The sequence below is a fragment of the Methanolapillus millepedarum genome (assembly GCF_032594115.1).
GTDB classification, from domain to species: domain Archaea; phylum Halobacteriota; class Methanosarcinia; order Methanosarcinales; family Methanosarcinaceae; genus Methanolapillus; species Methanolapillus millepedarum.
Genome location: NZ_CP131060.1, coordinates 112,861 through 135,626, shown reverse-complemented (window position 1 = coordinate 135,626; position 22,766 = coordinate 112,861). Strand labels below are relative to the sequence as shown.

20 protein-coding genes are annotated in these 22,766 nt (G+C 43.7%); 4 read left to right on the top strand and 16 right to left on the bottom strand.

Features of this window, described 5'->3' with window-relative positions; translation table 11 throughout:
• Positions 1–41 precede the first annotated feature (41 nt).
• The 7 genes from gatD to MsAc7_RS00600 all read right to left on the bottom strand — a co-directional run bounded on the left by gatD (position 42) and on the right by MsAc7_RS00600 (position 8,284).
• Complete coding sequence (gatD, locus tag MsAc7_RS00630; RefSeq protein ID WP_338102682.1) at positions 42–1,316, bottom strand: Glu-tRNA(Gln) amidotransferase subunit GatD; 1,275 nt, start codon at positions 1,314–1,316, stop codon at positions 42–44.
• A 254-nt stretch (positions 1,317–1,570) separates the two neighbouring features.
• Entirely contained in the window at positions 1,571–3,046 is a 1,476-nt protein-coding gene (gene argH / locus MsAc7_RS00625) for an argininosuccinate lyase (RefSeq protein WP_338102681.1), read from the bottom strand.
• Between the two features lie 646 nt (positions 3,047–3,692).
• Entirely contained in the window at positions 3,693–4,334 is a 642-nt protein-coding gene (gene phoU / locus MsAc7_RS00620; RefSeq protein WP_338102680.1) for a phosphate signaling complex protein PhoU, read from the bottom strand.
• Positions 4,334–5,209, bottom strand: coding sequence for a phosphate ABC transporter ATP-binding protein PstB (gene pstB, locus MsAc7_RS00615; RefSeq protein ID WP_338102679.1), 876 nt, complete (start codon positions 5,207–5,209; stop codon positions 4,334–4,336). Before pstB ends, phoU begins: the two co-directional genes overlap by 1 nt.
• Positions 5,210–5,321: 112 nt before the next feature.
• On the bottom strand, positions 5,322–6,209 hold the full coding sequence (gene pstA, locus MsAc7_RS00610; RefSeq protein WP_338102678.1) for a phosphate ABC transporter permease PstA: 888 nt from the start codon (positions 6,207–6,209) through the stop codon (positions 5,322–5,324).
• 2 nt (positions 6,210–6,211) lie between these two features.
• Entirely contained in the window at positions 6,212–7,120 is a 909-nt protein-coding gene (gene pstC, locus MsAc7_RS00605; RefSeq protein WP_476738681.1) for a phosphate ABC transporter permease subunit PstC, read from the bottom strand.
• 312 nt (positions 7,121–7,432) lie between these two features.
• Positions 7,433–8,284 carry a PstS family phosphate ABC transporter substrate-binding protein gene (locus tag MsAc7_RS00600; RefSeq protein ID WP_338102677.1) on the bottom strand — a complete coding sequence of 284 codons (852 nt, stop codon included), beginning with the start codon at positions 8,282–8,284 and terminating at the stop codon, positions 7,433–7,435.
• Positions 8,285–8,928: 644 nt separating this feature from the next.
• Between MsAc7_RS00600 and MsAc7_RS00595 the strand changes: the two genes are divergently transcribed.
• Positions 8,929–9,789, top strand: a complete 861-nt coding sequence (locus MsAc7_RS00595; protein ID WP_338102676.1) for a CBS domain-containing protein — start codon at positions 8,929–8,931, stop codon at positions 9,787–9,789.
• Between the two features lie 90 nt (positions 9,790–9,879).
• Positions 9,880–10,584, top strand: a complete 705-nt coding sequence (locus tag MsAc7_RS00590; protein WP_338102675.1) for a 2,5-diamino-6-(ribosylamino)-4(3H)-pyrimidinone 5'-phosphate reductase — start codon at positions 9,880–9,882, stop codon at positions 10,582–10,584.
• An 83-nt stretch (positions 10,585–10,667) separates the two neighbouring features.
• Here MsAc7_RS00590 and MsAc7_RS00585 read toward each other — a convergent pair whose 3' ends face one another.
• A complete protein-coding gene (locus tag MsAc7_RS00585) occupies positions 10,668–11,399 on the bottom strand; it encodes a precorrin-8X methylmutase (RefSeq protein ID WP_338102674.1) in 732 nt (243 codons plus the stop codon).
• 710 nt (positions 11,400–12,109) lie between these two features.
• Here MsAc7_RS00585 and MsAc7_RS00580 point away from each other — a divergent pair.
• Complete coding sequence (locus tag MsAc7_RS00580) at positions 12,110–13,381, top strand: homocitrate synthase/isopropylmalate synthase family protein (RefSeq protein WP_338102673.1); 1,272 nt, start codon at positions 12,110–12,112, stop codon at positions 13,379–13,381.
• 374 nt (positions 13,382–13,755) lie between these two features.
• Here the strand turns inward: MsAc7_RS00580 and MsAc7_RS00575 are convergent, their stop codons facing one another.
• Positions 13,756–14,277 (bottom strand): hypothetical protein, encoded by a 522-nt coding sequence (locus MsAc7_RS00575; RefSeq protein WP_338102672.1) that lies wholly within the window; start codon positions 14,275–14,277, stop codon positions 13,756–13,758.
• 18 nt (positions 14,278–14,295) lie between these two features.
• Here MsAc7_RS00575 and MsAc7_RS00570 point away from each other — a divergent pair, with 18 nt between their 5' ends.
• On the top strand, positions 14,296–14,655 hold the full coding sequence (locus tag MsAc7_RS00570) for a hypothetical protein (RefSeq protein WP_338102671.1): 360 nt from the start codon (positions 14,296–14,298) through the stop codon (positions 14,653–14,655).
• A gap of 57 nt (positions 14,656–14,712) precedes the next feature.
• Here MsAc7_RS00570 and MsAc7_RS00565 read toward each other — a convergent pair whose 3' ends face one another.
• The 7 genes from MsAc7_RS00565 to smc form a co-directional block, all read right to left on the bottom strand.
• Positions 14,713–15,138, bottom strand: coding sequence for a hypothetical protein (locus MsAc7_RS00565; RefSeq protein ID WP_338102670.1), 426 nt, complete (start codon positions 15,136–15,138; stop codon positions 14,713–14,715).
• 127 nt (positions 15,139–15,265) lie between these two features.
• Positions 15,266–15,784, bottom strand: a complete 519-nt coding sequence (gene cyaB, locus MsAc7_RS00560; protein WP_338102669.1) for a class IV adenylate cyclase — start codon at positions 15,782–15,784, stop codon at positions 15,266–15,268.
• Positions 15,785–15,798: 14 nt separating this feature from the next.
• Positions 15,799–16,074 (bottom strand): hypothetical protein, encoded by a 276-nt coding sequence (locus MsAc7_RS00555; RefSeq protein WP_338102668.1) that lies wholly within the window; start codon positions 16,072–16,074, stop codon positions 15,799–15,801.
• A 21-nt stretch (positions 16,075–16,095) separates the two neighbouring features.
• The gene (locus MsAc7_RS00550; RefSeq protein WP_338102667.1) at positions 16,096–16,479 is read right to left on the bottom strand and encodes a hypothetical protein; all 384 of its coding nucleotides are present in this window, start codon (positions 16,477–16,479) and stop codon (positions 16,096–16,098) included.
• 131 nt (positions 16,480–16,610) lie between these two features.
• Positions 16,611–18,026: an SMC-Scp complex subunit ScpB gene (gene scpB, locus MsAc7_RS00545; RefSeq protein WP_338102666.1), complete on the bottom strand. Its 1,416-nt coding sequence runs from the start codon at positions 18,024–18,026 to the stop codon at positions 16,611–16,613.
• A gap of 54 nt (positions 18,027–18,080) precedes the next feature.
• Positions 18,081–19,154, bottom strand: a complete 1,074-nt coding sequence (locus MsAc7_RS00540) for a segregation/condensation protein A (protein WP_338102665.1) — start codon at positions 19,152–19,154, stop codon at positions 18,081–18,083.
• Positions 19,151–22,672: a chromosome segregation protein SMC gene (smc, locus tag MsAc7_RS00535; RefSeq protein WP_338102664.1), complete on the bottom strand. Its 3,522-nt coding sequence runs from the start codon at positions 22,670–22,672 to the stop codon at positions 19,151–19,153. The genes MsAc7_RS00540 and smc overlap by 4 nt, the downstream gene beginning before the upstream one ends.
• Positions 22,673–22,766 lie beyond the last annotated feature (94 nt).

Sequence of the window (22,766 nt, the reverse complement as noted above, 5' to 3'; positions counted from 1 at the left end):
AAAAATGAAAATAAAAGATTAAAACAATCAATGGCCTTGTTTTAATCAATAATCATCGACGAGATTTCCCCGCGGTAATCTTCAACAATCTTCTTTTTCACGGTTTCATAATCGTAACCTTGGCCCAAAAGCCACATCAGTTTCACAAAAACCGCGTCTGTCGTCTGATCAATCGCTTCAACCGCGCCCGCCTTTTTCATATTCTGACCGGTTTCGTACGTATCGCAAGCCGTTGCGCCGAAAACACACTGCGACGTGATGACGACCGGAATTTTCATAACGGTGGCTTTTTGAATCAGCGGAATCCAATCGTCAGACACGTGACCGAGTCCGACACCTTCCAAAATAATTCCTTTGTAACCGTTTTCCAAATAGTAATCAAAAATGTCGGGACTTGCACCCGGAACGAACTTGACGATGGCGCACCGTTTTTCTAGTTTCGGAGAGAAGGAAAGCTTTTTTTCGCCGCGCTTTTGGTAATCGACGTAATCGGACAACAACTCAAAGCGATCCGATTTATAATCGATGAGCGCAATCGGCAGCATATTGATAGATTTGAACGTGTCGCGGCGGCTTGTATGCATTTTTTTTGCTTTGACGGCGCGATGAACATAACAGAAATCATCCGACAGGCTGCCGTGCATCACAAGGGTGACTTCGGCAATATCGCTTCTTGCGATTTTGGCGGCGCACACCAAATTCATGTGATTGTCGCTGCTTGGGCGGTCGGGACTTCTCTGAGCGCCGGTAAAAACAATCGGGACCGGCGTTTCAATCATGTAAGAGATCGCTGCGGCCGAGTAAGCCATTGTATCGGTTCCATGCGTCACGATAATGCCGTCGGCGCCGTTTTGAATTTCTTCATAAATGGCTTCGGCCAGCTTGATCCAGTGTTCGGGACCCATGTTTTCGGAAAGCAAACTAAAGACTTCACGTGCGGAAAAGTCCGCAAAACCGTCCAGTTCCGGAACTTCCGATAAAATGTCAGCGGCGGAAAACGATGGGACAACGCTTCCGGTTTCCGGGTTGAAATAACAGGCAATGGTGCCGCCGGTCGAGAGAATGGAAATTTTGATTCCGGATTTGCTTTTGGAAAAAGCGGGCGCATTTTCCGCACACGGGCGGACGAGAAAAACCGGCGGAACTTCGGGAGATTCCAAAACTTCAATGCCGACGGCGTCTTGTAAAAATCCGGAAATATAACCGCCGCCGGTCATTTTAATCGTGATGTATCCGGGATCCCCCTGAATCACATGACCTTCAAAAAAAGCGCCATCCTTTTCGATTCTCACAAAATCTCCAATCTTGTACGACATTTAGAATTCTCCGGTTTTTGATTTGAAATAACCAACAAATGTAAAAGATAAATCTAATAAAAAGTGAACGAATCAATAAAGAAAATGATTTCAAACCGATATATTATGTTTTTTAATAATCAATTTTAATGATAAATCCAAATAAATAAAATGACAAATCCAAAATTTCAGAAGAAATATTGGATCCGTTATTGATTTACAAGAATTATAATTGATTCTGATTCATACCTATTAATTTGGCAAGTGACCGTTGTTCACTGAATTTCTTTTTGAACGTCTGACACCAATCCATTAAGCGCGTTTTCAACCGCGGCGTTCAATCCGGAGATTTGAGATTCAAGAGCATTGATCCTCTTTTCTTTTTCCGAAATTGATTTTTTCATTTGTTCCGGAGCCGGCCCGCCGAGAACAGCCCTTCTTTTGACGTTTTCCATCGGGTCTAAGGCATCTTTCACGGCTTTTTGAGTAAGGCCGCGCGCCGATAATTTTTCGCCAATCACAGTCACGGACACGGCGTCGATTTCTTCCAGCGTCGGTTCAATTGACGTTCCCCGGCTGAGTGTTCCGACAATTTGATGCGCCGTTCTAAACGGAATTTTCGCTTCCCGAACCATGGTATCTGCAAGCTCGGTTGCGCTCGTAAACCCGGCCGGCGCCTGCCTTTGCATGACATCGGCGCGAACGGTTAATGTGGACAGCATGCCCGCCATCATTCGAACGGATGCGGATGTGACCGATGAGCTTCGAATAATATTCGGCGTTGCTTCCTGCAAATCACGGTTGTAGCTGAGCGGCAATCCCTTTGCGGTCACCAAAAGCGCCGACAGCGCGCCGATAACGGTTCCGGATTTGCCGCGCATAAGTTCGGCCGTATCCGGGTTTTTCTTTTGCGGCATAATGGACGACGTTGACGCATACGTGTCGTCAAGTTCCACAAAATTAAATTCTTGCCCGGACCAAATGATGAGTTCTTCAGCCATCCGGCTGAGGTTGATCATGATGTTTGAAAAAACGGCCGCGCATTCAATTAAAAAGTCGCGGCTGCTGACAGCGTCCATAGAGTTGGTCATCGGTTTTGAAAATCCGAGAGATTTGGCTGTCATTTCCCGGTCCAAATTAAAACCGGTGGACGCAAAAGCCGCCGCCCCAAGCGGGCATAAGTTGACGCGGGAATAAGCCGAAATAACACGTTCGATATCGCGCTCAAGCGCGTCGGCGTGCGCCATCATATGATGTGCAAACGTCGTCGGTTGCGCATGCTGAAGATGCGTAAATCCGGGCATGACGGTGGTCAAATGTTTCCGGGAAAGAGAAACTAAAACATGTTGAAGCGCCACCAAATCGTCCAACAAGGACAAAAGTTCCCCGCGAAGCGCAAAACGGATGCAAGTCGCCACTTCATCGTTTCGAGACCGCCCGGAATGCATGCGTCCGCCGGCCTCGGCGCCGATGATGTCAATAAGCCGTGATTCCAACGAAATGTGAATATCTTCATAACTGAAATCAAGCTTTTCCATTCCCTCTTCCCGAATTTGAAGAAGTCCCGACAGGATTTTTCGGCCATCCGATTTTAAAATAATACCTTGTTTTTCAAGCATCAGCGTGTGCGCCAAATCGACATAAACGTCCGCTTCGAAAATCCATTTGTCCGCCGCCATCGACGACGTATAATTCCGCATTTCCTCATCCGGGCTTTTGCTTAAACGCCCGCGCCTTAAAATGTCACTCATAACGATTTTCCTAAATTTATGGTGAAAAGAATTCATTCTTAGAATTAAATGATTACGATTCAATTTTTTTGACGTTGTCATGAAAAAAGGCGGGACGGTTTTGGTGATTTATAAAGACTGTGAGGCGATTTTGGTGATTTATAAAGACTGTGGGCGGTTTTGACGATTTCGGCAAAAGTGATTGCGATAACGCGCGCGTGGGGCAGCGGTTCCAATTTCCGGTTCCAATTTCCAGTGCTTGTTCTACTTCACTCATCGGCAAAGCCGATGAGTGTGAAGTAGAACATAATTCCAAACCGGAATGAATCGTACCAAAACACCACCGCAATTAAAACCGCGGAACAGAAGATGCAAATAAAAAACAGAAACAGAAGATGCAAACAAAAAAAAGAAACAGAAGATGCAAACAGAAAACAGAAACAAAAGATGCAAACAAAAAACAGAAATAGAAGATGCAAACAGAAAATAGAAACAGAAGATGCAAACAGAAAATAGAAAACAGAATCGGAAAGTTCGAATTTGCAATCGGAAAAGGCAAACCCGAAATTTCCGCGGCGCAGCCGCCTTGCGACCGAAGGGAGCACCTCGACAGACTCGGACTCCCCCCGCCCCTGGAAAATTCCGAGCGAAGCGACGGAATTTTCTTTTAGTTAAGCTTCACATGCTCATACTTCACCAAATACACAACTTCTTCGCAAATGTTGGTCGCGTAATCGGCAATTCTTTCGATGTGTTCCGCCAAAATCAAAACTTGAATCGGAATGTCGTAGGGATTTCCGTTCATGATGCTGGTCCGCATATTCCAAAAAACAACATCAATGTCGTCATCCATTTCAGCGATTTTGTAAGCCAACTCAATATCCCGGGTTTCATAAGCTTTCATGGCTCCCAGAATCATGTCGCCGGCTTTCTTTCGGATTCGGGTCAAAGATTCCATCATGTCATCGCTGACTATATTTCTGTGAGAATAAAGCGCGTATTCGGAAATATCAACCGCGTGGTCGCTGACGCGCTCCAAATCGGTCGCAATCCGGATGGCGCAAACCACTTCACGGGTATCTCTGGCCAGCGGCTGCTGAAGAGAAATTAAGTGAATGGCGGCAACCTCAATTGTTTTTTCAAGCTGGTCCGGCGTATTGTCCATTTCAGTTACAATTTTCGCAAGCTCTTCATCCTGATTCCAAAATGCGTCCATGCTTTTTTCAAACATATCAAAAGCGATTTCACCCATTTGGGCGAGGATTTTTTTCATACGGTCCAAATCTTGACTATATTGCTGCCGGAGCATTAACCAAACCTCCCGGTGATGTATTCTTCCGTCCGGATATCCTTCGGGTTTTCAAAAATTTCAATCGTCTCGCCGGCTTCAATCAATTCGCCGGAAAGGAAAAAAGCGGTATAATCCGAAACCCGTGCTGCCTGCTGCATGTTATGCGTCACGACAACGATGGTATAATCAGACTTAAGTTCCGTCATCAACTCTTCGATTTTGCCGGTCGAAATCGGATCAAGCGCACTGCACGGCTCGTCAAAAAGGATAATCTCCGGGCTTACCGCAAGCGTTCGCGCAATACAAAGACGTTGCTGCTGTCCGCCCGAAAGCGAAAGAGCCGACGTTTTCAACCGGTCCTTGACTTCGTCCCAAAGCGCCGCTCGTCGGAGGGCGTTTTCAACAATACCGTCCAATTCTTTTTTGGGAACCCCGTGAATTCGAGGACCGTAAGCGACATTGTCATAAATCGACATCGGGAACGGATTGGCTTTTTGAAAAACCATACCGACACGTTTTCTCAAATCGACGACATCGACGCCCTTTTCATAAATGTCATGGCCGTCGACCATAACTTTGCCCTCGATTTTACAATTCGGAACCATATCGTTCATACGATTCATCGTCCGAAGAAAAGTTGATTTTCCGCAGCCGGACGGTCCGATAAAAGAGTAAACGCAATTTTTCGGAATATTGAGCGTAATCCCTTTCAAAGCCTGAACCGGACCGTACCACAATTTCAAATCCGAAACCGTGATTGAATTCGGAGGAACAGAAACCGGATTCTTTTGCGACTCAAATTTGACAAAATTTTCCGCGGACGGATAAACTCTGTATTTCGCGGGAGAATCCATCGGGGTTTCCGATCCTGTTTCGATTATATTTCCTGTCATTTTACTCCCTTTATAAGTCGTCTATTGAATAATTTGATTATGATATCTTAGTAGTATTATATTATTTCATGCTTTTTCATTCAGATAATCCATATTTGTAACTTTTCACCATTTAAGAGAGCTTTTTCTTATAATGCCGTCGAATGCCGGTCGCCACCAAATTCATGGACAAGACAATCAACAAAAGAATGAGCGCTGTCCCGTACTGGATCGACCGCGTCATTTCAATATTCATGCTTTCCGTTGCCATGACGTATAAATGGTAAGAAAGTGCCATAAACGGTGAAAATACATTATCCGGAAGTCTCGGATAGTAATAAACAGCACCTGTAAACAGAATCGGCGCCGTCTCGCCGGCCGCACGGCCGACGCTTAAAATGATTCCCGTGATGATGCCGGAATAAGCCGAGGGCAAAACAACACGGCGGATTGTTTCCCATTTGGTGATGCCAAGCGCATACGACGCGTCACGAAGCTCTTTAGGGACCGACAAGAGCGATTCCTGAGTGGTTCGGATGATGACCGGCAAAATCAAAACGCCCATCGTCAATGACGCGGTCAAAAGAGAGGACGGAAGACCGATGTATTTGATAAAAAGAGCCATTCCGAAAAGTCCGAAAACGATGGACGGCGTTCCTGCCAAATTGTTGACCGCCTGTTCAACCGCCCATTTTGCCCGTCCGTCCGGTGCGTATTCCGTCAAATAAATAGCCGAAAGAATCCCGGCCGGAACGGCAAAAAGCAAAGATAAAATCACCAACTCGACGGTTCCGACGATGCAGGGTAAAATACCGCCGGCGGTCATTCCTTTTTGCGGCATTTGCGTGAGAAATGTGACATTAATCGCGGACCAACCGTTTAAAACAATGTCTCCGACAACGGCAATCAAAATAAGAAGAACCAACGCGACAGATAATTTCATCACGGTAAACGCAAGAGTTTGATACAAATCATTTCGTTTTCGAACGGAATTTTTGGATGTTTGAACTTCTTCGCTCATAGTCACACCTCAAAGCGGTATTTCCGTTTCACGGCGTCCGCGATTAAATTAATAACGAACGTCATCACAAACAAAACGACGCCGACTGCAAAAAGCGCATAATAATGTTCGGTTCCTTTCGCCACTTCCCCCATTTCAAGGGCAATCGTTGCCGTCATCGTCCGGACGGAGGACAAATACGGATCCGGCCACGGAATAATCGCCATGTTTCCGGTGACCATCAGAACAGCCATTGTTTCCCCGACAGCGCGCCCGATTCCCAGAATAACGGACGCGGAAATTCCCGAAATGGCAGCCGGCAAAACGACTTTATAAATCGTCTGCCAATGCGTGGACCCAAGGGCAAATGAACCCTGACGCAACGAATCGGGAACGGCGGAGATCGCATCCTCAGAGATCGAAATGATCGTCGGAAGCGCCATAAAAGAAAGAATAATTGAACCGGTGAGCGCCGTTTGCCCGGTTGTTAATGAAAACAAATTTTGAATCAACGGCACCAAAATAACCAAACCGAAAAAACCGAGAACAATAGATGGGATTCCCGCCAAAAGTTCAACCGCGGGCTTAATAATTCCCGCTGTTTTGGGACCCGCAAGTTCGGCAACGTAGACGGCTGTCAAAATGCCGACCGGAAGCGCAATCGCAATAGCGCCGACCGTCACCAAAGCGGATCCGACCAAAAGCGGCAAAAGACCGAAAAGTTCGGGAGAATTGGCCGGTTTCCACTCGGTTCCGGTCAGGAAATCCAAGATGCTGTAAACGGAGAAGAAATGAAACGCTTCTTTAAACAAGAAAACACAAATGAGAAAAAGAAGTAAAACGGTACCGATTCCGGCCGCTAAAAAAACAACTTTCATCGCATTTTCTTTAAAATATCGAAAAGCGTTTTTTGTACTTTTAGAAGAATTCAAAGACTGTCCGCCTCCAATATTTTTAAATTTAAATGATGAGGAGAATGAAATAATGAAATAATGAATAACGAAATATCTTAATATTTTATTTTATTTTATTTTATTTTATTTTATAGGAGTCGGATCCGGATTTCAAAAAATAAGATCGATTATCGTTGTCGATCTTAAATTTTGACGATTTCGATTTTATTTCGATTTTATTTCAATTTCATTTCAATTTTATTCGATTTTATTTCGACTTGACGTCAATGAAATGATCCGGGGGTTGCCGACATATTATGAAATTTTAATATTATTTAATCTTATTTTTGTTTAATTGGTGTTAACAGGTGCGTACCCGACTTCTTTGACAACGGCCTGACCGTCCGGATTCATGACATAATTGATGAAATTCGTGGTGGCATTCGATGGCGTTTGTGTGGTGTAGAGGTAAAGCGGGCGGGAAAGCGGGTAGGTGCCGGTCAAAATGTTGGTCTCTGTCGGATAAACGTCTGTTCCGTTGACGTTAATTCCGAGTGTTTTGACACGGGAATCCTGATAAGCAGCGCCGATGAATCCGATCGCGTTTGCGTTTTGAGACACTTCCTGGGTGACAGCGCCTGTTGCGGATTGTGTAATCGTATCACTTCTGAAAGAATTGTTGTGCAAAACCGCTTCTTTGAAATACTCTTGTGTACCGGACGCGGAATCGCGAGCAATCGCCGCAATCTTCATATCGCTTCCACCGACTTGGTTCCAGTTGGTGATTTCGCCGGTGTAGATTTTTTGAAGCTGATCCAAAGTTAAAGAGTTAACCGGATTGGAGGGATTGACAATAATGGTAATGCCGTCCATGGCGATAATGGTTTCAACCGGTTCAATACCGTTGGATTGGGCATTTGCAAGTTCTTTGTCGTTGATTTTTCGGGAAGACATTGCGATATCGTTGGTTTTGTCGATCAGTTCGGCAATTCCGGAACCGGACCCGCCGCCTTTGACAATAATCATGTCGGTGTGGTCAACCATGTAATTTTCCGAAAGGACTTGGATCAAAGGAAGAACGGTGGTTGAACCGCTGATCAAAACAGATTCATCGGACGAGCCGCTCAGACAACCGGCACCTAAGACCGTTGCGGCGACTAATAAGGAAAGGATAAATAATCGGGATAAGTTTTTCATATTCATAATAGGAAGTCTCCGATTTCTTCGAAAAGTTGAAAATTCAAATTTTTGAAGAATATTTTGAGATTAATAATTTAAGACTTAAATTTTTATTAATTTTTTATTTTTTATTTTTTGCTAAAATCTGCGACGTTTTAATTTTTCATTTTTTTCATTTTCTTTCATTTACTTTCTTTCATCGACGTCTTATATTATTCTAATTTTTTCAGATTTTACAGATCCTAACAAGTCTATATAGAATATATAGTGCTGAATGACATTGATTTTTCATTTTGATTTCGAAAGATAAATCTTTAAATTCAAAACGAATCTGTCAAACTTCAACCAAAAAAGGAATAAATTCTATTTATAGATTTTACCAATAGTCTATATATATCTAAATAAATTATAATTTTTACAAGAAATATATAGAAAATCATAAAATCAACAAATTAAGGCATAAATACATAAATAAACGTGTAGAATGAACAAAGAAGATAAACGAAATGTTGATATTTATTATAATCCGCTGGAAAAATAAACCATCAACAGATATTTATCCAATCCGACTCATTTCTCTGATGAAATTTGTTTTTATATTTAGGAATAGATAATTATTGAATCTCAATTGTCATAAAGATGGCAAAGAAACAACCAAAGGTGTAAAAATGGTTCAAAATTTAAAAGTGGAAGACGCGATGGTCAAAAACGTGGCCTCGGCAACCCTTCCCGGATCCCGGGATGAAGTTCTGGCAATCTTAAAAGACAAAAAGGTCTCAGGAGTTCCGGTTTTAAAAGATAATAAAGTTGTTGGAATTGTTTCCCGGACAAATATTTTGAAAAACCCGGAAGAAGAGCAATTGGCTCTTCTGATGTCCCGGAACCCGATTACGATTCACGTCGGCGAAAGTTTAAAAGAGGCCGCACGCATCCTTTACGAGAAAAACATCCGTCGCCTACCGGTTGTGAGCGACGGCGGAAAACTGGAAGGATTGATCACAACGGCCGACATCATCGGGACGATTGCCGACCTCAACATCGAAACGCCGATTCAACAATACTTGTCCCCGAATGTTTATGCTCTTTGGAGCGAAACCCCGCTTCCGGTTGTCTCCCTGCTCATGGATTTGTCAGACGTTAAAGCCTGCCCGATTGTGGACGCCGGACTTAATCTGGTCGGAATCATTTCCGACCGCGACGTCGTCGGCGCCAGCATCATTGAAGACCGCGTGGAAAAATCCGACATGTCCGCCGGAAACGATGACGACAATTGGACATGGGAATCCATGCGCGATACCATGAGCATTTATTACAGCGTCTCCCGTGTGCGGCTTCCGGCCGACAAAGTAGCCAAAGACATTATGATTTCAAACATGATCACCGCCACCAGTTTGGCAAGCGTTGATTCCTGCGCCAAAAAAATGAAGCGGAACAAAATTGACCAAATTCCGATCATCGACGCCACCGGAAAACTGCAAGGCATGCTTCGAGACCGTGATTTGCTGCTCCCGTTGATTGAAGTGGAATAATTGATTTTAATTTTCCATTTCTTTTTTTACATTTCTTTCATTTTTTAATTTCCGAACTTTTGAGTCAACCGAATTTTGGATTGAGGACTTATGAAATCACTTCCTTCTCCGTTTATTTTGATCAATTCCGCAATGTCTGCCGACGGCAAACTCTCCACAAAAGAACGAAAGCAAGTCAAAATCTCGGGAAAAGCCGATTTTGACCGTGTTGACGCACTCCGCGCGTCGTCGGACGCGATTATGGTCGGGATTGGAACGATGCTTTCCGACAATCCGAGCCTGACCGTTAAATCAGAGAAACGAAGGAAAGAGCGGACTCTTGCGGGAAAGGATGAAAACCCGGTTCGAATTGTGGCGGACAGTCAGGCAAAAACACCGGTTGACGCGGACATTTTCAAAAAAGGATCCGGAAAAAAAATCATTGTGGTTTCAAAAACCGCGCCGTCCGAAAAAGTAAACGCTCTTTTGAAAAATCCGGACACAAAAGTCATTGTTGCGGATCCGGTGGGGAGCGGACGGGTTGACTTGACCGAAATGGCAAAGCTGCTTAAAAAAGAAGGCATTGAAAAACTGATGGTTGAAGGCGGCGCCACGCTCAACGAAGGATTGTTAGCAGCCGGCCTTGTTGATGAGATCAATATTTTTATCGGAAATATGATTATCGGCGGAAAAAACGCGCCAACATTTGCGGACGGCAGCGGTTTTTCAGAAAACAACTTGTTAAAACTGGAACTCATTTCCTTTGAAAAAATTGAGGACGGAATTCTGTTGAAATGGAAAGTGAAAAACGATTGAAAATGGAAAAAATCAAAAGATAAAACAGTAACGAAATAAATATAAATGAGAAAATAAAGGAAGAAGGGACAAATAATTATTTTTTATGACTTCACCGATTTTTCATCGTCCCAAATTTTCATCAATTCAATGGCAACCGCCGCCGCAACGGCAACGCCGCCTTTTGTTCCTTGTGACAGAATAAAAGGTGTTTCTAATTGTTCCGCTTCCAAGAATTCTTTCGATTTTTTCTGATTTTCAAATCCGGCCGGAAAACCCAAAATCAGATAGGGTTTGTTTCCGCGTTCAACCAGGCGGCAAACGCCGAGAAGCGCCGAATCATCTTCTCCGATGATAACAATTGAACTTTTAATTTCATTTTTAAGAAGCATAAATCCGGCGGCAGCTTTTGAAAGATTATGTTTTTTTGAAAACTCTTCCGCCTTGGGGTGAGTTGCGGCACATACGACTTCCGGCACCGGGATCTGTTCAATGCCTTCTTTTTTTCTCATTTCCTGCTCATTTGAGATTTTAGACAGAACGGCTTCCTTCACAAGCGGCGTATCAACGTAAATTTTGGAGTTATTTTTAAAAGATTTGAGTCCGGCTGCGACCGGATGCATCCGAAAAACCAAATTATCCCGAAAATCCATATCTCCCGATTCTAAAATGCAGGCCAAACGGATACGATTTTCATTCTTAACATCATGAATTTCCTCAAATTCTTCCGTTTTTACCGGCGGTTTTGGCGGCTCGGGCCTCTTTTGAAGTTGATCGTAAATTTCGCTGATATTGAGATCATAATCATTCTGAGTTTGATGAACTTGATCCGTCATGTGATAAATCCCCCGTTCCGTGGCGCATATTCAGGGCGCATTTACGGATTTGATATTTTTCATATAAAAACTTCCAAATTATAAATAACCGCTTGTTTTTAAGAATGAAAAATCGATCCGGTAAACCAAAACAATGTCGGTCAAATAATTCAAACACCAATGACGAAAATATTTAAATGATTCAAAAGCTAAAAATGATGAATAAACGGTTCAGATGAATAAACGGTTCAGATGAATAAATGGGTCAGATGATAAATGATTTAACAGAATTGTTAACCGAATTTTCATAATGTTTTGGAAGGAATTATAAATCGGTTTTTTGATTGTAAACCTGAATTCTTATTGTTAACAGGAACATATTTGAATAAGAAACTGCTTTTATGGTTTTCAATAAATAAATTCCGAATTTTGTCCATTTTGAAAAAAGGAGATCCAAAGGACGGATCAGATTCAGATTTCATTTTTTAAATTTCTTTTCTCTTTTTTAATCAAATTCAGCCGGGTTAAAAAAGATGCCGCACGGATAAAGATATGAAAAAATGGTCAAAAATGCCGAAATTCGAAAATTTTAGAAATTGTTTTGAAAAACCATCAAGTTTATTAATTCAAAAATTCGTTAATCAAGTTTAATCAAAATATAGAAACATTCAGCTTATTGAATTTATTGAAATCGTATGACAACGAAACAAAAACCAAGTGAGGTAATCAATATGACCCTTTATGAAAGTTATGAAGACATGCCCAAAATCAATAATTTGTCCCAAGATGACATATTCATCAGCGACAGCACGATTCGCGACGGCAGCCAAATGCCGGGCATTGTCATGACCCGTGAATTCAAAATTAAATGTTATGAATATTTACACAAAATCGGAATCGAAAAAGTGGAAGCTTTCGTTTTCAACAAGCGTGAAATCGATGCCGTCAAAACCATGTTGGACATCGGTTATGAATGTCCGGTCGTCACCGGTTGGGCCCGCGCCGTTCCGGCCGATATCGACAAAGTCCTCGCTGTTGACGGCCTTCACGAAACCGGAATTTTAATGTCGGTTTCCGATTCCCACATTTTCGCTAAGATGAGACTTTCCGGCCGCCAGCAAGCCGAAGAAAAATACTTAAACGCGCTCCAATATGCCGTTGACCATGGTTTAAAAACCCGCGCCCACTTAGAAGACATGACCCGCGCCGACAACCCGGGATTTACGTATCCGCTCGTCAAAAAGATTTTAGAGATCGACCCGAACTGTATCATCCGCATTTGCGACACCGTCGGCTACGGACTTCCCTTTGAACAATTCGGAGAACCGTACAGCGTCCCGTCCATGGTTCAATCGCTCAAAAAAATCGGCGCCAAAAACATTGAAACCCACATCCACGACGACTACGGTCTCGGTGCCGCAAACTCTCTGTCCGGATATTTGGCCGGCGCCAACTGGACAAGCGTCACTTTCCTCGGCATTGGCGAACGCGCCGGAAACACCGGTATGGAAAAGATTCTTTTGTTCTTGGCCGACCGTGTGGAAGGATTTAAAAAATACAACTTAAGCTGCCTGACGGAATTTGCCCATTACATGGAAAAAAGCATTGGAATCAAACTTCCGAGCAACAAACCGGTGGTTGGACGAAACGTTTTCGCCCACGAATCCGGCATCCACGCCTCCGGCGTTCTTAAAAATCCGTTCATTTACGAAGCCTATCCGCCGGAACTGGTCGGTGGCGAGCGTTTTGTTTTGCTTGGCGATTCATCGGGACTCGACAGCGTGAAGCACAAAGTTGAAGAAACCATGAGAGAACTCCTCAATATTGACATTAAAATCAACAAAACAGACCCGCGCCTCAAAAAAATCCAGGACGAAATCCAGAGCCTCTACGACAACGAGCTTCGGACATCCTGCATTTCCGACGAGGAACTCGTCTATTACGTTGAAAAATACTTCCTCAACCGTCCGATTCGCGAAGGTGAAGAAGAAGTCACATTCTGATGCCGCGTTTTTTGCTGCAACTTTTCTTTTTTCATTTTTTTCTTGTTCTTTTTTGTTGTTTTCGAGCGGGCGGCGCGCGCGTTATGGCGACACATTTTCGTTTAGAATAAAAGAACCCATTCCGCCATTTTTTAATTTATACAAACCACCCCGCCACTTTTTTTAATTCATCAAACTGTCCTGTCACTTTTTCCAACTCATGAAAACCACCCCGCAAATTCTACCGCAAAAATTCCTTCGCTCCGCTTCGGAATTTTTCAAGGGGCGAGGGGAGGCTGTTTCCAAAAAGTTCTCTTCGCGAACGGTTCTCTTCGGTCGCTTAAAACATGTAGGCGGCTATAATATTGACGAAACAGGCAAACCGTCCCGCAAAATCAAACGCTCTGCGTTTGTATTTTGCGGATATCCATGAACTGCCCCCCAAAGTACCAGCCGGCATACAAATTACCGATTCTAACTGCCAGTTCCATTCCGGTTTGCAGATTGCAGATTGCAGTTTGCAATTTACAGTTTGCAGATTGCAGTTTGCAATTTACAGTTTGCAATTTGCAATTTGCAATTTGCAATTTCCAACTTCCAACTTCCAATTTCCAACTTCCAATTTCCAACTTCCAATTTCCAACTTCCAATTTCCAACTTCCAATTTCCAACTTCCAATTTCCAACTTCCAATTTCCAATTTCCAACTTCCAATTTCCAATTTCCAACTTCCGCAAAATACAAACGCAATCGCGTTTGATTTTGCGGTTCTGTTTTCGGATATTGTTCAAAAGACGAGGACCAATTTTCCAAACTCACCTCAAACAACGGAAGTACACGTTTGACGTCATCCGGCAAAATCAAAACAAGAAAGTAAACCTGCCAACCATCGTTGAGAGAACAAAATTTATAATCCAAGAGAGGTTATTTGATAATATGTCGGAAGACCAAACATTTCTTTCCAGATTTTCAACAAAACAATTCTACACGTTTGTCGCCATCGGTTTAATTCTTCTTGTTTTGTTCTCGTTTTTTGCGTATACCTCAAAAGCAAAATTAAAAGACGAAACATTAAGCCCGGAAGAAGAAACAACGCAAAGTACCATCTATATCATCTCAAAAATCGGACAAGTGGTCGGATTCCTCGTCGCGTTGGTCCCCAGTATCGGAATTTTGCAAAAAGAAATAGAGAAATACAAATCCGAAAACCCACCGACGCTCATTGAATTTTCGGAAGATTACGGTGACAAAAAAGACGAAACGAACGAACCACATGATGAAAAAAATAAAAAATAAAAACAAATAAAAAACAAAAACAGCAATAAAATCTTTTTTAATTAAAATGTAAAAAGTTTATCCGGCATACGGATAAACATAAATGTCAAACGGCTGTTCCAAAATATTGGCTTCAAGCCGATGAATCGGCTTTGACACAAAATCGCCATTATCCTTTTGCGTATTTCCGTTGAGATCCACCCAAGCGGACACGGTATAAATGCCCTTCGGATTCAAGTAACCGTCGTGGACCAACACATAAGAATAATGATTGAACGAACCGTTTTTAATCACTGCCGTATCCATGACAACAACCTTGTCCGGGTCCGTGATGTCCTCAAGCTGCAGATAAATGACAGCGTTTCCAAACGGCTGCGACGCGTCTTCCATCAACACCTTTCCTTCAACCGTGTATGCTGTGCTCATGCATCCGGACACAAAAACACAAGCAAAAACGGTTAAAGCAACCAAAGAAAACAAAAAGAAAGAACGAATTTGAACCATAGCATCCCCTGAAATATGAATGAATTATGCAAATTTATGTTTATTAGACAAGATTTAAGTTTATATGATTATGATTTATGTGATTTTTAAATTATTAATTTTTACTTTTGTTTTGATTTTCTAAAACCTATTCTAAATAGGATTGTTTGATGGACGCGTCTTTTTCAATCCCCAAAGATTTCAAAAACCGGAAAATTTTATCCGTAGCGCCTTTGATTTCTTCCGGACTTGACCCGTCCGAAACATCCGTTTCAACTTCCATGTATTCCCCCAGATCTTTCACGGTGTCAAAGCCGATTAAGAAGTCGTCCAGCTTATAAATTTCCCGCCGTTTAGCAACAGCGCCCGACTTAAAAAAACCAAGCGCCAACAGAATAGAGATTATATTTTCGGCATCCGCCGGACAATTATATTCGGTCCGCGTCTTTGAAACCTTATCCAATTTCGGTCCCTTGTAAGTGATTTCACCGGCGCCGTTCACCAAGCGGACACGAAGCGCTTCGTCCGTTTTTGAAAAATCCCGGGACGGCGAATTAAAATAAACGTCTGCCTGCTCCTCAACGCCGGAAAAAACAGCTCCTTTTTCCAAAACGATTTTTTTGACCGCCGCATGATCAGCTTTCACTTTAACTTCGACTTCAATCAATTCACCACTTCCTGTTACCAAAATGTGTAGATTCGATGGACTGTTCCATCCAAATAAATGTCCCCTTCTTTAAGCTCAAAAAAGAAAATGTCCGAGCCGGCAAATCCTTCCGAACCGGTGGTTTCGACATACATCGTCCGCCCGTCCGTCAAACGGTAAGCGTTGAGCATATGCGTTCCGCCTTCTTTAAAACACAAAACAATGATCCCGCATTTTATGCCGGCCGCCTCCGAATTATTCGCAAGGTCGGTCGCATAATTGACGCAAATATACGAATTCGGGAGGTACATATGTTCATCGGTTTTGTCGTTCTACAAAAAAGTGCAAACATCCTCATAAGATTTGTTTTCGGAAAAACGAGTCCGCACAACGCGGGCCGCCGAACCGTCCGAATAACTGGAATAAAACTTTTTGCCGTTATAAACATAAAACATATTCTGGAGGTGCGTATCGCTTATTTTGCCGATGTAAGATTCTTCCGGCACCTTTTGCGTTAACGGAGGGACCGGTTCCGCCGGCAAATCGTTTGAAGCGTTGGAAGTGTCAGAATGACCCGAAAAATCGGATTCTTGAGACGTGATGGATTGATCTTTGAAAAAATAACTGGAACCGATGCCCAAAAAAATCAAACCGACTGCCGTAACAATGACAAGAAGAAATAAAATGAAAACAAATGCTGTCGATTTTTTTGACATAGGACAAAACCAGCCGGTTGAAATTAAAATTTCAACATGAATCAAATTTTGATGAATTCGATTCATGAAGATGTGAAAGCGTGATATAAATGTTAAAATGTATAAAACGTATGAAATCAATCCATTTAAAATTAACTCCTATCGACGGCAGAGTCATCGGCTCTCGTTGTTTTTTCAGACTTATCCGTTTTTTCTTTTCCGGCCTTTTTGTCTCGTTCCGCTTTATCCGCCTCCTTTAAACCGGCAATGACAGCATCATATTTTTCGCAAACACGTTTAATTAAATTGCCGGACTGGCTCTTATGCGTTGGAAATGTCACGGTGCCTTTTGGAATCTTTTTGCCGTCGGACGATTTCCCGTAATCCGGCGCGATAACAATTCCATCTATGGAAATACCGATGCCCATCTCATTCAACAATTTGGCCGACATTTCGGTGGCCGGGTTGGCTTTTGATTTGATCAAAAGCGCTTTTTTCCGGTAAATATCTTGGAATTCCTTTAAATCGTTGATGTTTTCATCGGCTTTGCCTGCTTTTCCGAGACGTGAGAAATCATCTCCGAGGGTTTCCCGAACGACATTGATATCGTCGATTAAATCGCCGAAAGTTGTTGATGAAACCTCAACGATTTGCCCTGAAAACGCGGGATTTTGTTCAAGAACCTTGTCGGCATACCCTTTCGCCAAAATCAAAACATTGGATTCCATAATGATTTTTTTGTCATCGTCGGTTGGGTGGTAAGGATTGGCCACTTTGTAATTCGTCATCCCGCACATTCGGGCAAGCGATTCGTACATTTCGGTCACGACCACCTTCTTTTCAGGCGCGAACCGGGAAATATTGCTTTGACCGCCCTGTGTTCTTAAAATCTCAACCATTTTGTTTCGGATATCGGATGTTCCGGATGAGGAAATGCCGAAATAATCCGCAAAAAGGCGCGTCGTCGTCATAATTTTGGTCCGCCCTTGCGGTTTTAAATCAATAAATCCGCGTTCGGAAAGCTCTCCGATATGTTCGTAAGCGTTGGCGCCGCGCATTTCAACAACTTCCGATTGCGTAATCGGCTGGTGGTAAGCGATAATCGACAGCGTTTTTAATTGAGAAGACGTGAGCTCTTTGGGCGCAACATCCCGTACTTTTTCCGCAAAATCGGGACGCACCTGCATCACAAAGCGGTCCGACAAATCCGAAATTTCAATGCCGGAATTTCGGGAAAGATATTCCTCTCGCAGCTCGCTCACCATTTCGCGGACTTCACGTTTGTTTTGACCGGAAATTTTCATGAGCGTTTCAACGGAAACGGCGCTGCCGGCCGCAAACAAAGCCGCTTCAATGATTTGTTTTGCAACACGGCTGCTGATTTGAGAAGGAACGGAAGAATCTTCACCGTCCGAACCGTCAACAAGCACCGCATTCTTGGAGCGCCGGGATTTTGTTTTGGGGGCGGAACGGCGTGAACCGGAATCCGAAATATCGGAACCAAGCTCAACCGAGTCATGAGACTCAGGCTCTTCTCCGCCAGATAAATCAACATTTTTAGTCATCATAAAACCGGTCATATCTCCTCAGCTGCTACCTTAATTAATAGAGTAGAATAATAATCATCCGTTTTCCGCGGCGGTTTCCTCAACATTCTTTTTGAGCTTTAATTTGCCGCCGGAAACAACTTCCGTTTCGATTGCGTTTGATTCATCCAAAACGGCGCCGAACGGGTAAATAAACAAATCTCCGAAAATAATTTCCTGATACAAAACGATTTCTTTCATAGACGCCAAAAACAAAAGCGTGATGTAATCCATGATTTTATCGGAATTTTCAAGCGAAAACACCTCGTCAATGGTGACGCATTCTTTTGTTTTAAACAGCCGCTTTAAAATATCCAAAAGCGACCCGGTTCTCTTTAAAATCGCCTCATCGTGCGCGATGTTGACCACGTCTTCCGTCGTTAATTCGACATCAATATACCGTTTCGGACTTTCCATCAGACGCTCGCGGCGTTTGATGACATCTTTTTCCGCTTTTTTAAGTTCGTCAATTAACTCTTTCAGCGTCACCGGGCGGCGGGCTTCGCGGCGGATCGGCAAAACGGGCGCCGGAAACTCGGAAATATCAAATTCTTCTTCCGCATCCCAATCTTCCTCTTCGCTCCATTCCGCTTCAACTTCCGATTCTTCCCGGAAAAGGCCGGTTGATTTCATCCGAAGCAAAACGCAGGAATACAAAAGCGTACGCCCTGAAATCCGAAGGTCCATCCGCTCAAGCTCTTCCACCTTGTTCAAAAATGTGTCCGTCACATGAACAATATCAATATTCCACGGGTCAATTTTTCCGGATTTGGCGAGTTCGACCAAGATTTCAATCGGCTCGTTGCCGATAAACGATGAAAAATCCAACTGATCCACATCAATGCCGCTGTCGTTTAAACTGTCGCCCAAAGAATCGATGAAATAAGAACGAGCGTCGTCGTCTTCCGACAGGACAAACTCGCTGTCCATCGAAACGAACCGGTCCGGATTTGTTTCCAAAATCCGGCTGTTGTCGGCAAAAGCGTTTTCATCGCCGATAAAAGAATCGTCGATAAATCCGAAATCGGATACCGGCGCCGAAACGACGGTGGATTTAAAAGCCGGTGTGGCGGCGGCTTTCATTTCTTTTTTGTTTGAATTGGAACTCATTTGGATTTCACTCCGGTGATACTGGTTGTTCCGTCCTGCTGCGTGACGCCGATAATTCGGTCGGCCCGCTCAAGCATGGGTTTTCGAAGAGAAATAACAATAAACTGCGCCGACGGCGCGGATTTTAAGACACGGTCAGCCACGCGCTCAACATTCCAACCGTCTAAGTTTTGATCAACTTCGTCAAAGACGTAAAACGGCGCCGGACGGTATTCTTGGATGGCGATGATAAAAGCCAGCGCCGTCAAACTTTTTTCGCCGCCGGACATGGATTCCAGGCGGATAATATTTTTGCCTTTCGGCTGCGCGTGAAGCGTCATGCCGCCGGCAAACGGATCTTCCGGATTTTCAAGAACCAATTCCCCAAAACCGTCGGCCAATTCGAAAAAGACATTTTTAAAATTGGCGTTGATGCCCGTATACGCTTCCATAAACGTATCGCGTTTCAACTTTTCATACTGTTCGATCCGAGATAAAAGCTGTTCTCGCTCGTTAAATAAAATATCACGGCGCCCGGACAACTCGTCGCACCGCGCGTTCACTTCATCATATTCGTCAATGGCAAGCATATTGACCGGTTCCATTGCCACCATTTGTTTTTCCAAAGATTCAATGGTGATGTAAACCGTCTGATAACTCGGAATATCGTCCCGCTCTTCAAGGCCGCGTTCCCGAATTTCGGCAAGCAAAGATTCATACTGAATCTGAAGAGACGATTTGGTAAGAAGGCAAGACGCCGCATGGCTTTTAATGTCCTCCAAAGAAAGGCGCGCCTTATCCAACTGGCGGCGGAACAGCGTGCATTTTTCATCAAGTGTTGCCCGTTCCTCTTGAAGTTCTTTCAGTTCGTTTGAAATTTCAATTTCCCGGGTTTCATTCTGTTTTTGCTTTTCGGAATGCGCTTTAATTTCATTTTGAAGCGCCGCGATTTTTTCTTTACTTGTCGCTTTCTTTTCTTCCAGATTTGAAATTTCAAGACGGGCTTCCTCAATCAATTCTTCCGCGTTCTTTTTGGATAATTCGACCGCGTTCGTGTCGGATCGGATATCGGACAGGCGGCCGTTCAGACGCTGAATTTCTTCATCTATTCGGACGGACTTTTTCCGAAGCTCTTCAAGCTCGGGGTCGTTGAGTTCCGCTTCAATTTCGGCAATCTCCGATTCAAGCGCTTTTTGAATTTCTTCTTTTTCAAGACGTTTTTCAATGACGTCGTTCATCTCCCTTTTGAAAGACTCGCGCTCTTTTGAAAAACCATCATAAGAGGCTTTTTTGGAAGCCAACACATCGGACAGGCGGTCTTCGCGGCCTTTGATTTCCTCGATTTGCATTTCCTTTTTGGAAATTTCGTTTGAAATGGAATTCACCCGTTTATTGGCGGTGGAAATTTTACCGTCCAAATCGTCCAATTTGGAAATGATTTCTCCCCGCTTCTTGTGAAGATCGCGGATTTCAACGCTGAGCGTTTCCAATTTTTCCCGTTCAGTGGCCGCGAATGAAACCCGGGATTTTTGAGCGACGGAGCCGCCGACCATCGCACCGCTTTTTTCAAGCGTTTCACCCTCAAGCGTCACCATCCTATACCGGCCGATTGACTTTCGGGCGTTTTGAAGCGTATCCACGATGACAGTGTCTCTGAAAACGTACCAAAACGCGTCGTCATACTGCGGGTCAAAATCAATCAAATCAATGGCGTAACCGACGAATCCGTCAACCGACAAATCCGGAAGGTTTCGCCGCGGCTCAATTTTGTTGAGCGGCAAAAACGTGGCGCGGCCGGAGTTTCGCCGTTTCAAATAGTTAATCGCGTGTTCCGCGTCGGCGTCTGTTTCAACAACAATGGCCTGCATTTTAGGACCGGCGGCAATTTCAAGGGCGGTCGCGTAATCCTTCCCGACGCTTCCGAGATTGGCGACAACGCCGCAAACGCCGTATAATTCTTCCTTTTTGGACGCCTTGAGGATTTCTTCCACCGCGTGAGAATAAGTGCTTCCGACTTCGGTTGCCCGGACGCGCGCCTCAATGACGCCGTATTCTTTTTCAAGTGCGGACGACTTGTCTTCAAGGCGGCGCTTGTCGTCCGACAATCGCTTGTGCGCGGATTCCAAATCATCGACGTCGCGCTTCTGTTTATCGGATTCTTCCGTTAACTTGGCAATGTCGTACAGCGCTACTTTTGTGTCGCTTTCCGCGTTTTTCGCGTTGTTTTTCGCCTCTTCAATTTCGTTTTCAATATCCTTAATTTCGGAAGATTTACGCCGAAGCGCATCCGTCAAACGGTCTTCGTCCAGAATCAGTTTGTTTTTCTCATCTTTAACGGCATTTAATTCAGAGCGTTTTTGATTGGATACGGCTGCTTTTTCGGAAAATTTCTGCTCAATTCCGGCAATTTTTCCGGTCAGAATAATTTTTTCGGAACTTCGGTCCGATTTTTCCTTTTGGACGGCCGCTTCTTTTCTACGCTCGTCTTCAAGAGATTTTTCATAGGCGTCAACTTCTTTTTTGCGCGCGTCAATCTTAACGAACAAGTCCCGGCGCTTGGATTCAAAATCGCCTTCTTCCCGTTCCAAAACACCGATGCTTTCTCTGGCGCGCGAAATAAGTCCTTTGATTTCCTCAATTTCTTTTTTGATCCGGATTTGTTCGTCTTCGCCTTTCGCCCGGATTTCCTGATTGAGCGACGACAACTCGCCGTCCATTTCCGCAAGCTTTTCTTCCTGATCCTTAACTTTTTGAATGGTTTGCGATTCCAATGATTCGTATTTTTGAAGTTCTTTCTCAACATTCGCCAATTCGGTCTTAGCGTCCTTTAACTTGGACAGGATGAGATAACCTTCATACTTTTGCTTTTCTTCCCGAAGAGAGCGGTATTTGAGCGCTACTTCACGCTCCTCAGATAATTGATCCAGTCGGAGTTTGACTTCTTCGATGATAATATCAATTTTTTCAATTTGTTCTTTAACAATATCAAGTTCCGCCAAAGACTTTTGTTTTTTCTCATCAAACTCGGAAACGCCCGCGATTTCGTCAATGATTTTACGGCGTTCGTTCGGACTCATTTTAGCGGTAATTTGAGAAACATCACCTTGCATGACGACATTGTAGCCTTCGGGCGTGACGCCGGCTTTTCCGAGAAGTTCATGAACTTCGGTGAGGCTGACGGATTTTCCGTTAAAATAGAAATAGCTGTAATAACCGGTTTTGGTTTGCTTGATCTTTCGGGAAATCTCAAATGAATCCGCTTCAACCGGTGCTTTTCGATCGGTATTGTCAAAAGTAATCGTCACTTGCGCAAATTCGGGCGATTTGGACTTCGCGTCCGTGAAAATAAGATCGGTCAGCTTTTCCGCGCGCATGGTTCGGGAACTGGAAAGGCCAAGCGCAAAGAGGATTCCATCTATGATATTTGATTTTCCGCTGCCGTTGGGACCGGAAATCGTCGTAAATCCTTCAAAAAACGGAATCTTGATCCGTTTCCCGAAAGATTTGAAATTGACAAACTCAATCTCTTTAATGTGCACCGGACCGTTTCTCCTGAGGGTTAGGGGTTTCTTTCATGTCGCATCGATTTGTTTTTAAAATAAAGCTGTCGATTAAAAATCTCCAAACCTATTT

Bases quoted from the DNA above. Each gene is read 5' to 3' on its own strand.
- MsAc7_RS00550 (WP_338102667.1), bottom strand. From the start codon at position 16,479: ATGTCAAAAAAATCGACAGCATTTGTTTTCATTTTATTTCTTCTTGTC.
- MsAc7_RS00555 (WP_338102668.1), bottom strand. From the start codon at position 16,074: ATGTACCTCCCGAATTCGTATATTTGCGTCAATTATGCGACCGACCTT.
- MsAc7_RS00585 (WP_338102674.1), bottom strand. From the start codon at position 11,399: ATGACGGATCAAGTTCATCAAACTCAGAATGATTATGATCTCAATATC.
- phoU (WP_338102680.1), bottom strand. From the start codon at position 4,334: ATGCTCCGGCAGCAATATAGTCAAGATTTGGACCGTATGAAAAAAATC.
- MsAc7_RS00540 (WP_338102665.1), bottom strand. From the start codon at position 19,154: ATGAGTTCCAATTCAAACAAAAAAGAAATGAAAGCCGCCGCCACACCG.
- MsAc7_RS00595 (WP_338102676.1), top strand. From the start codon at position 8,929: ATGGTTCAAAATTTAAAAGTGGAAGACGCGATGGTCAAAAACGTGGCC.
- gatD (WP_338102682.1), bottom strand. From the start codon at position 1,316: ATGTCGTACAAGATTGGAGATTTTGTGAGAATCGAAAAGGATGGCGCT.
- pstB (WP_338102679.1), bottom strand. From the start codon at position 5,209: ATGACAGGAAATATAATCGAAACAGGATCGGAAACCCCGATGGATTCT.
- MsAc7_RS00600 (WP_338102677.1), bottom strand. From the start codon at position 8,284: ATGAATATGAAAAACTTATCCCGATTATTTATCCTTTCCTTATTAGTC.
- MsAc7_RS00580 (WP_338102673.1), top strand. From the start codon at position 12,110: ATGACCCTTTATGAAAGTTATGAAGACATGCCCAAAATCAATAATTTG.
- pstA (WP_338102678.1), bottom strand. From the start codon at position 6,209: ATGAGCGAAGAAGTTCAAACATCCAAAAATTCCGTTCGAAAACGAAAT.
- MsAc7_RS00565 (WP_338102670.1), bottom strand. From the start codon at position 15,138: ATGGTTCAAATTCGTTCTTTCTTTTTGTTTTCTTTGGTTGCTTTAACC.
- MsAc7_RS00570 (WP_338102671.1), top strand. From the start codon at position 14,296: ATGTCGGAAGACCAAACATTTCTTTCCAGATTTTCAACAAAACAATTC.
- argH (WP_338102681.1), bottom strand. From the start codon at position 3,046: ATGAGTGACATTTTAAGGCGCGGGCGTTTAAGCAAAAGCCCGGATGAG.
- scpB (WP_338102666.1), bottom strand. From the start codon at position 18,026: ATGATGACTAAAAATGTTGATTTATCTGGCGGAGAAGAGCCTGAGTCT.
- MsAc7_RS00590 (WP_338102675.1), top strand. From the start codon at position 9,880: ATGAAATCACTTCCTTCTCCGTTTATTTTGATCAATTCCGCAATGTCT.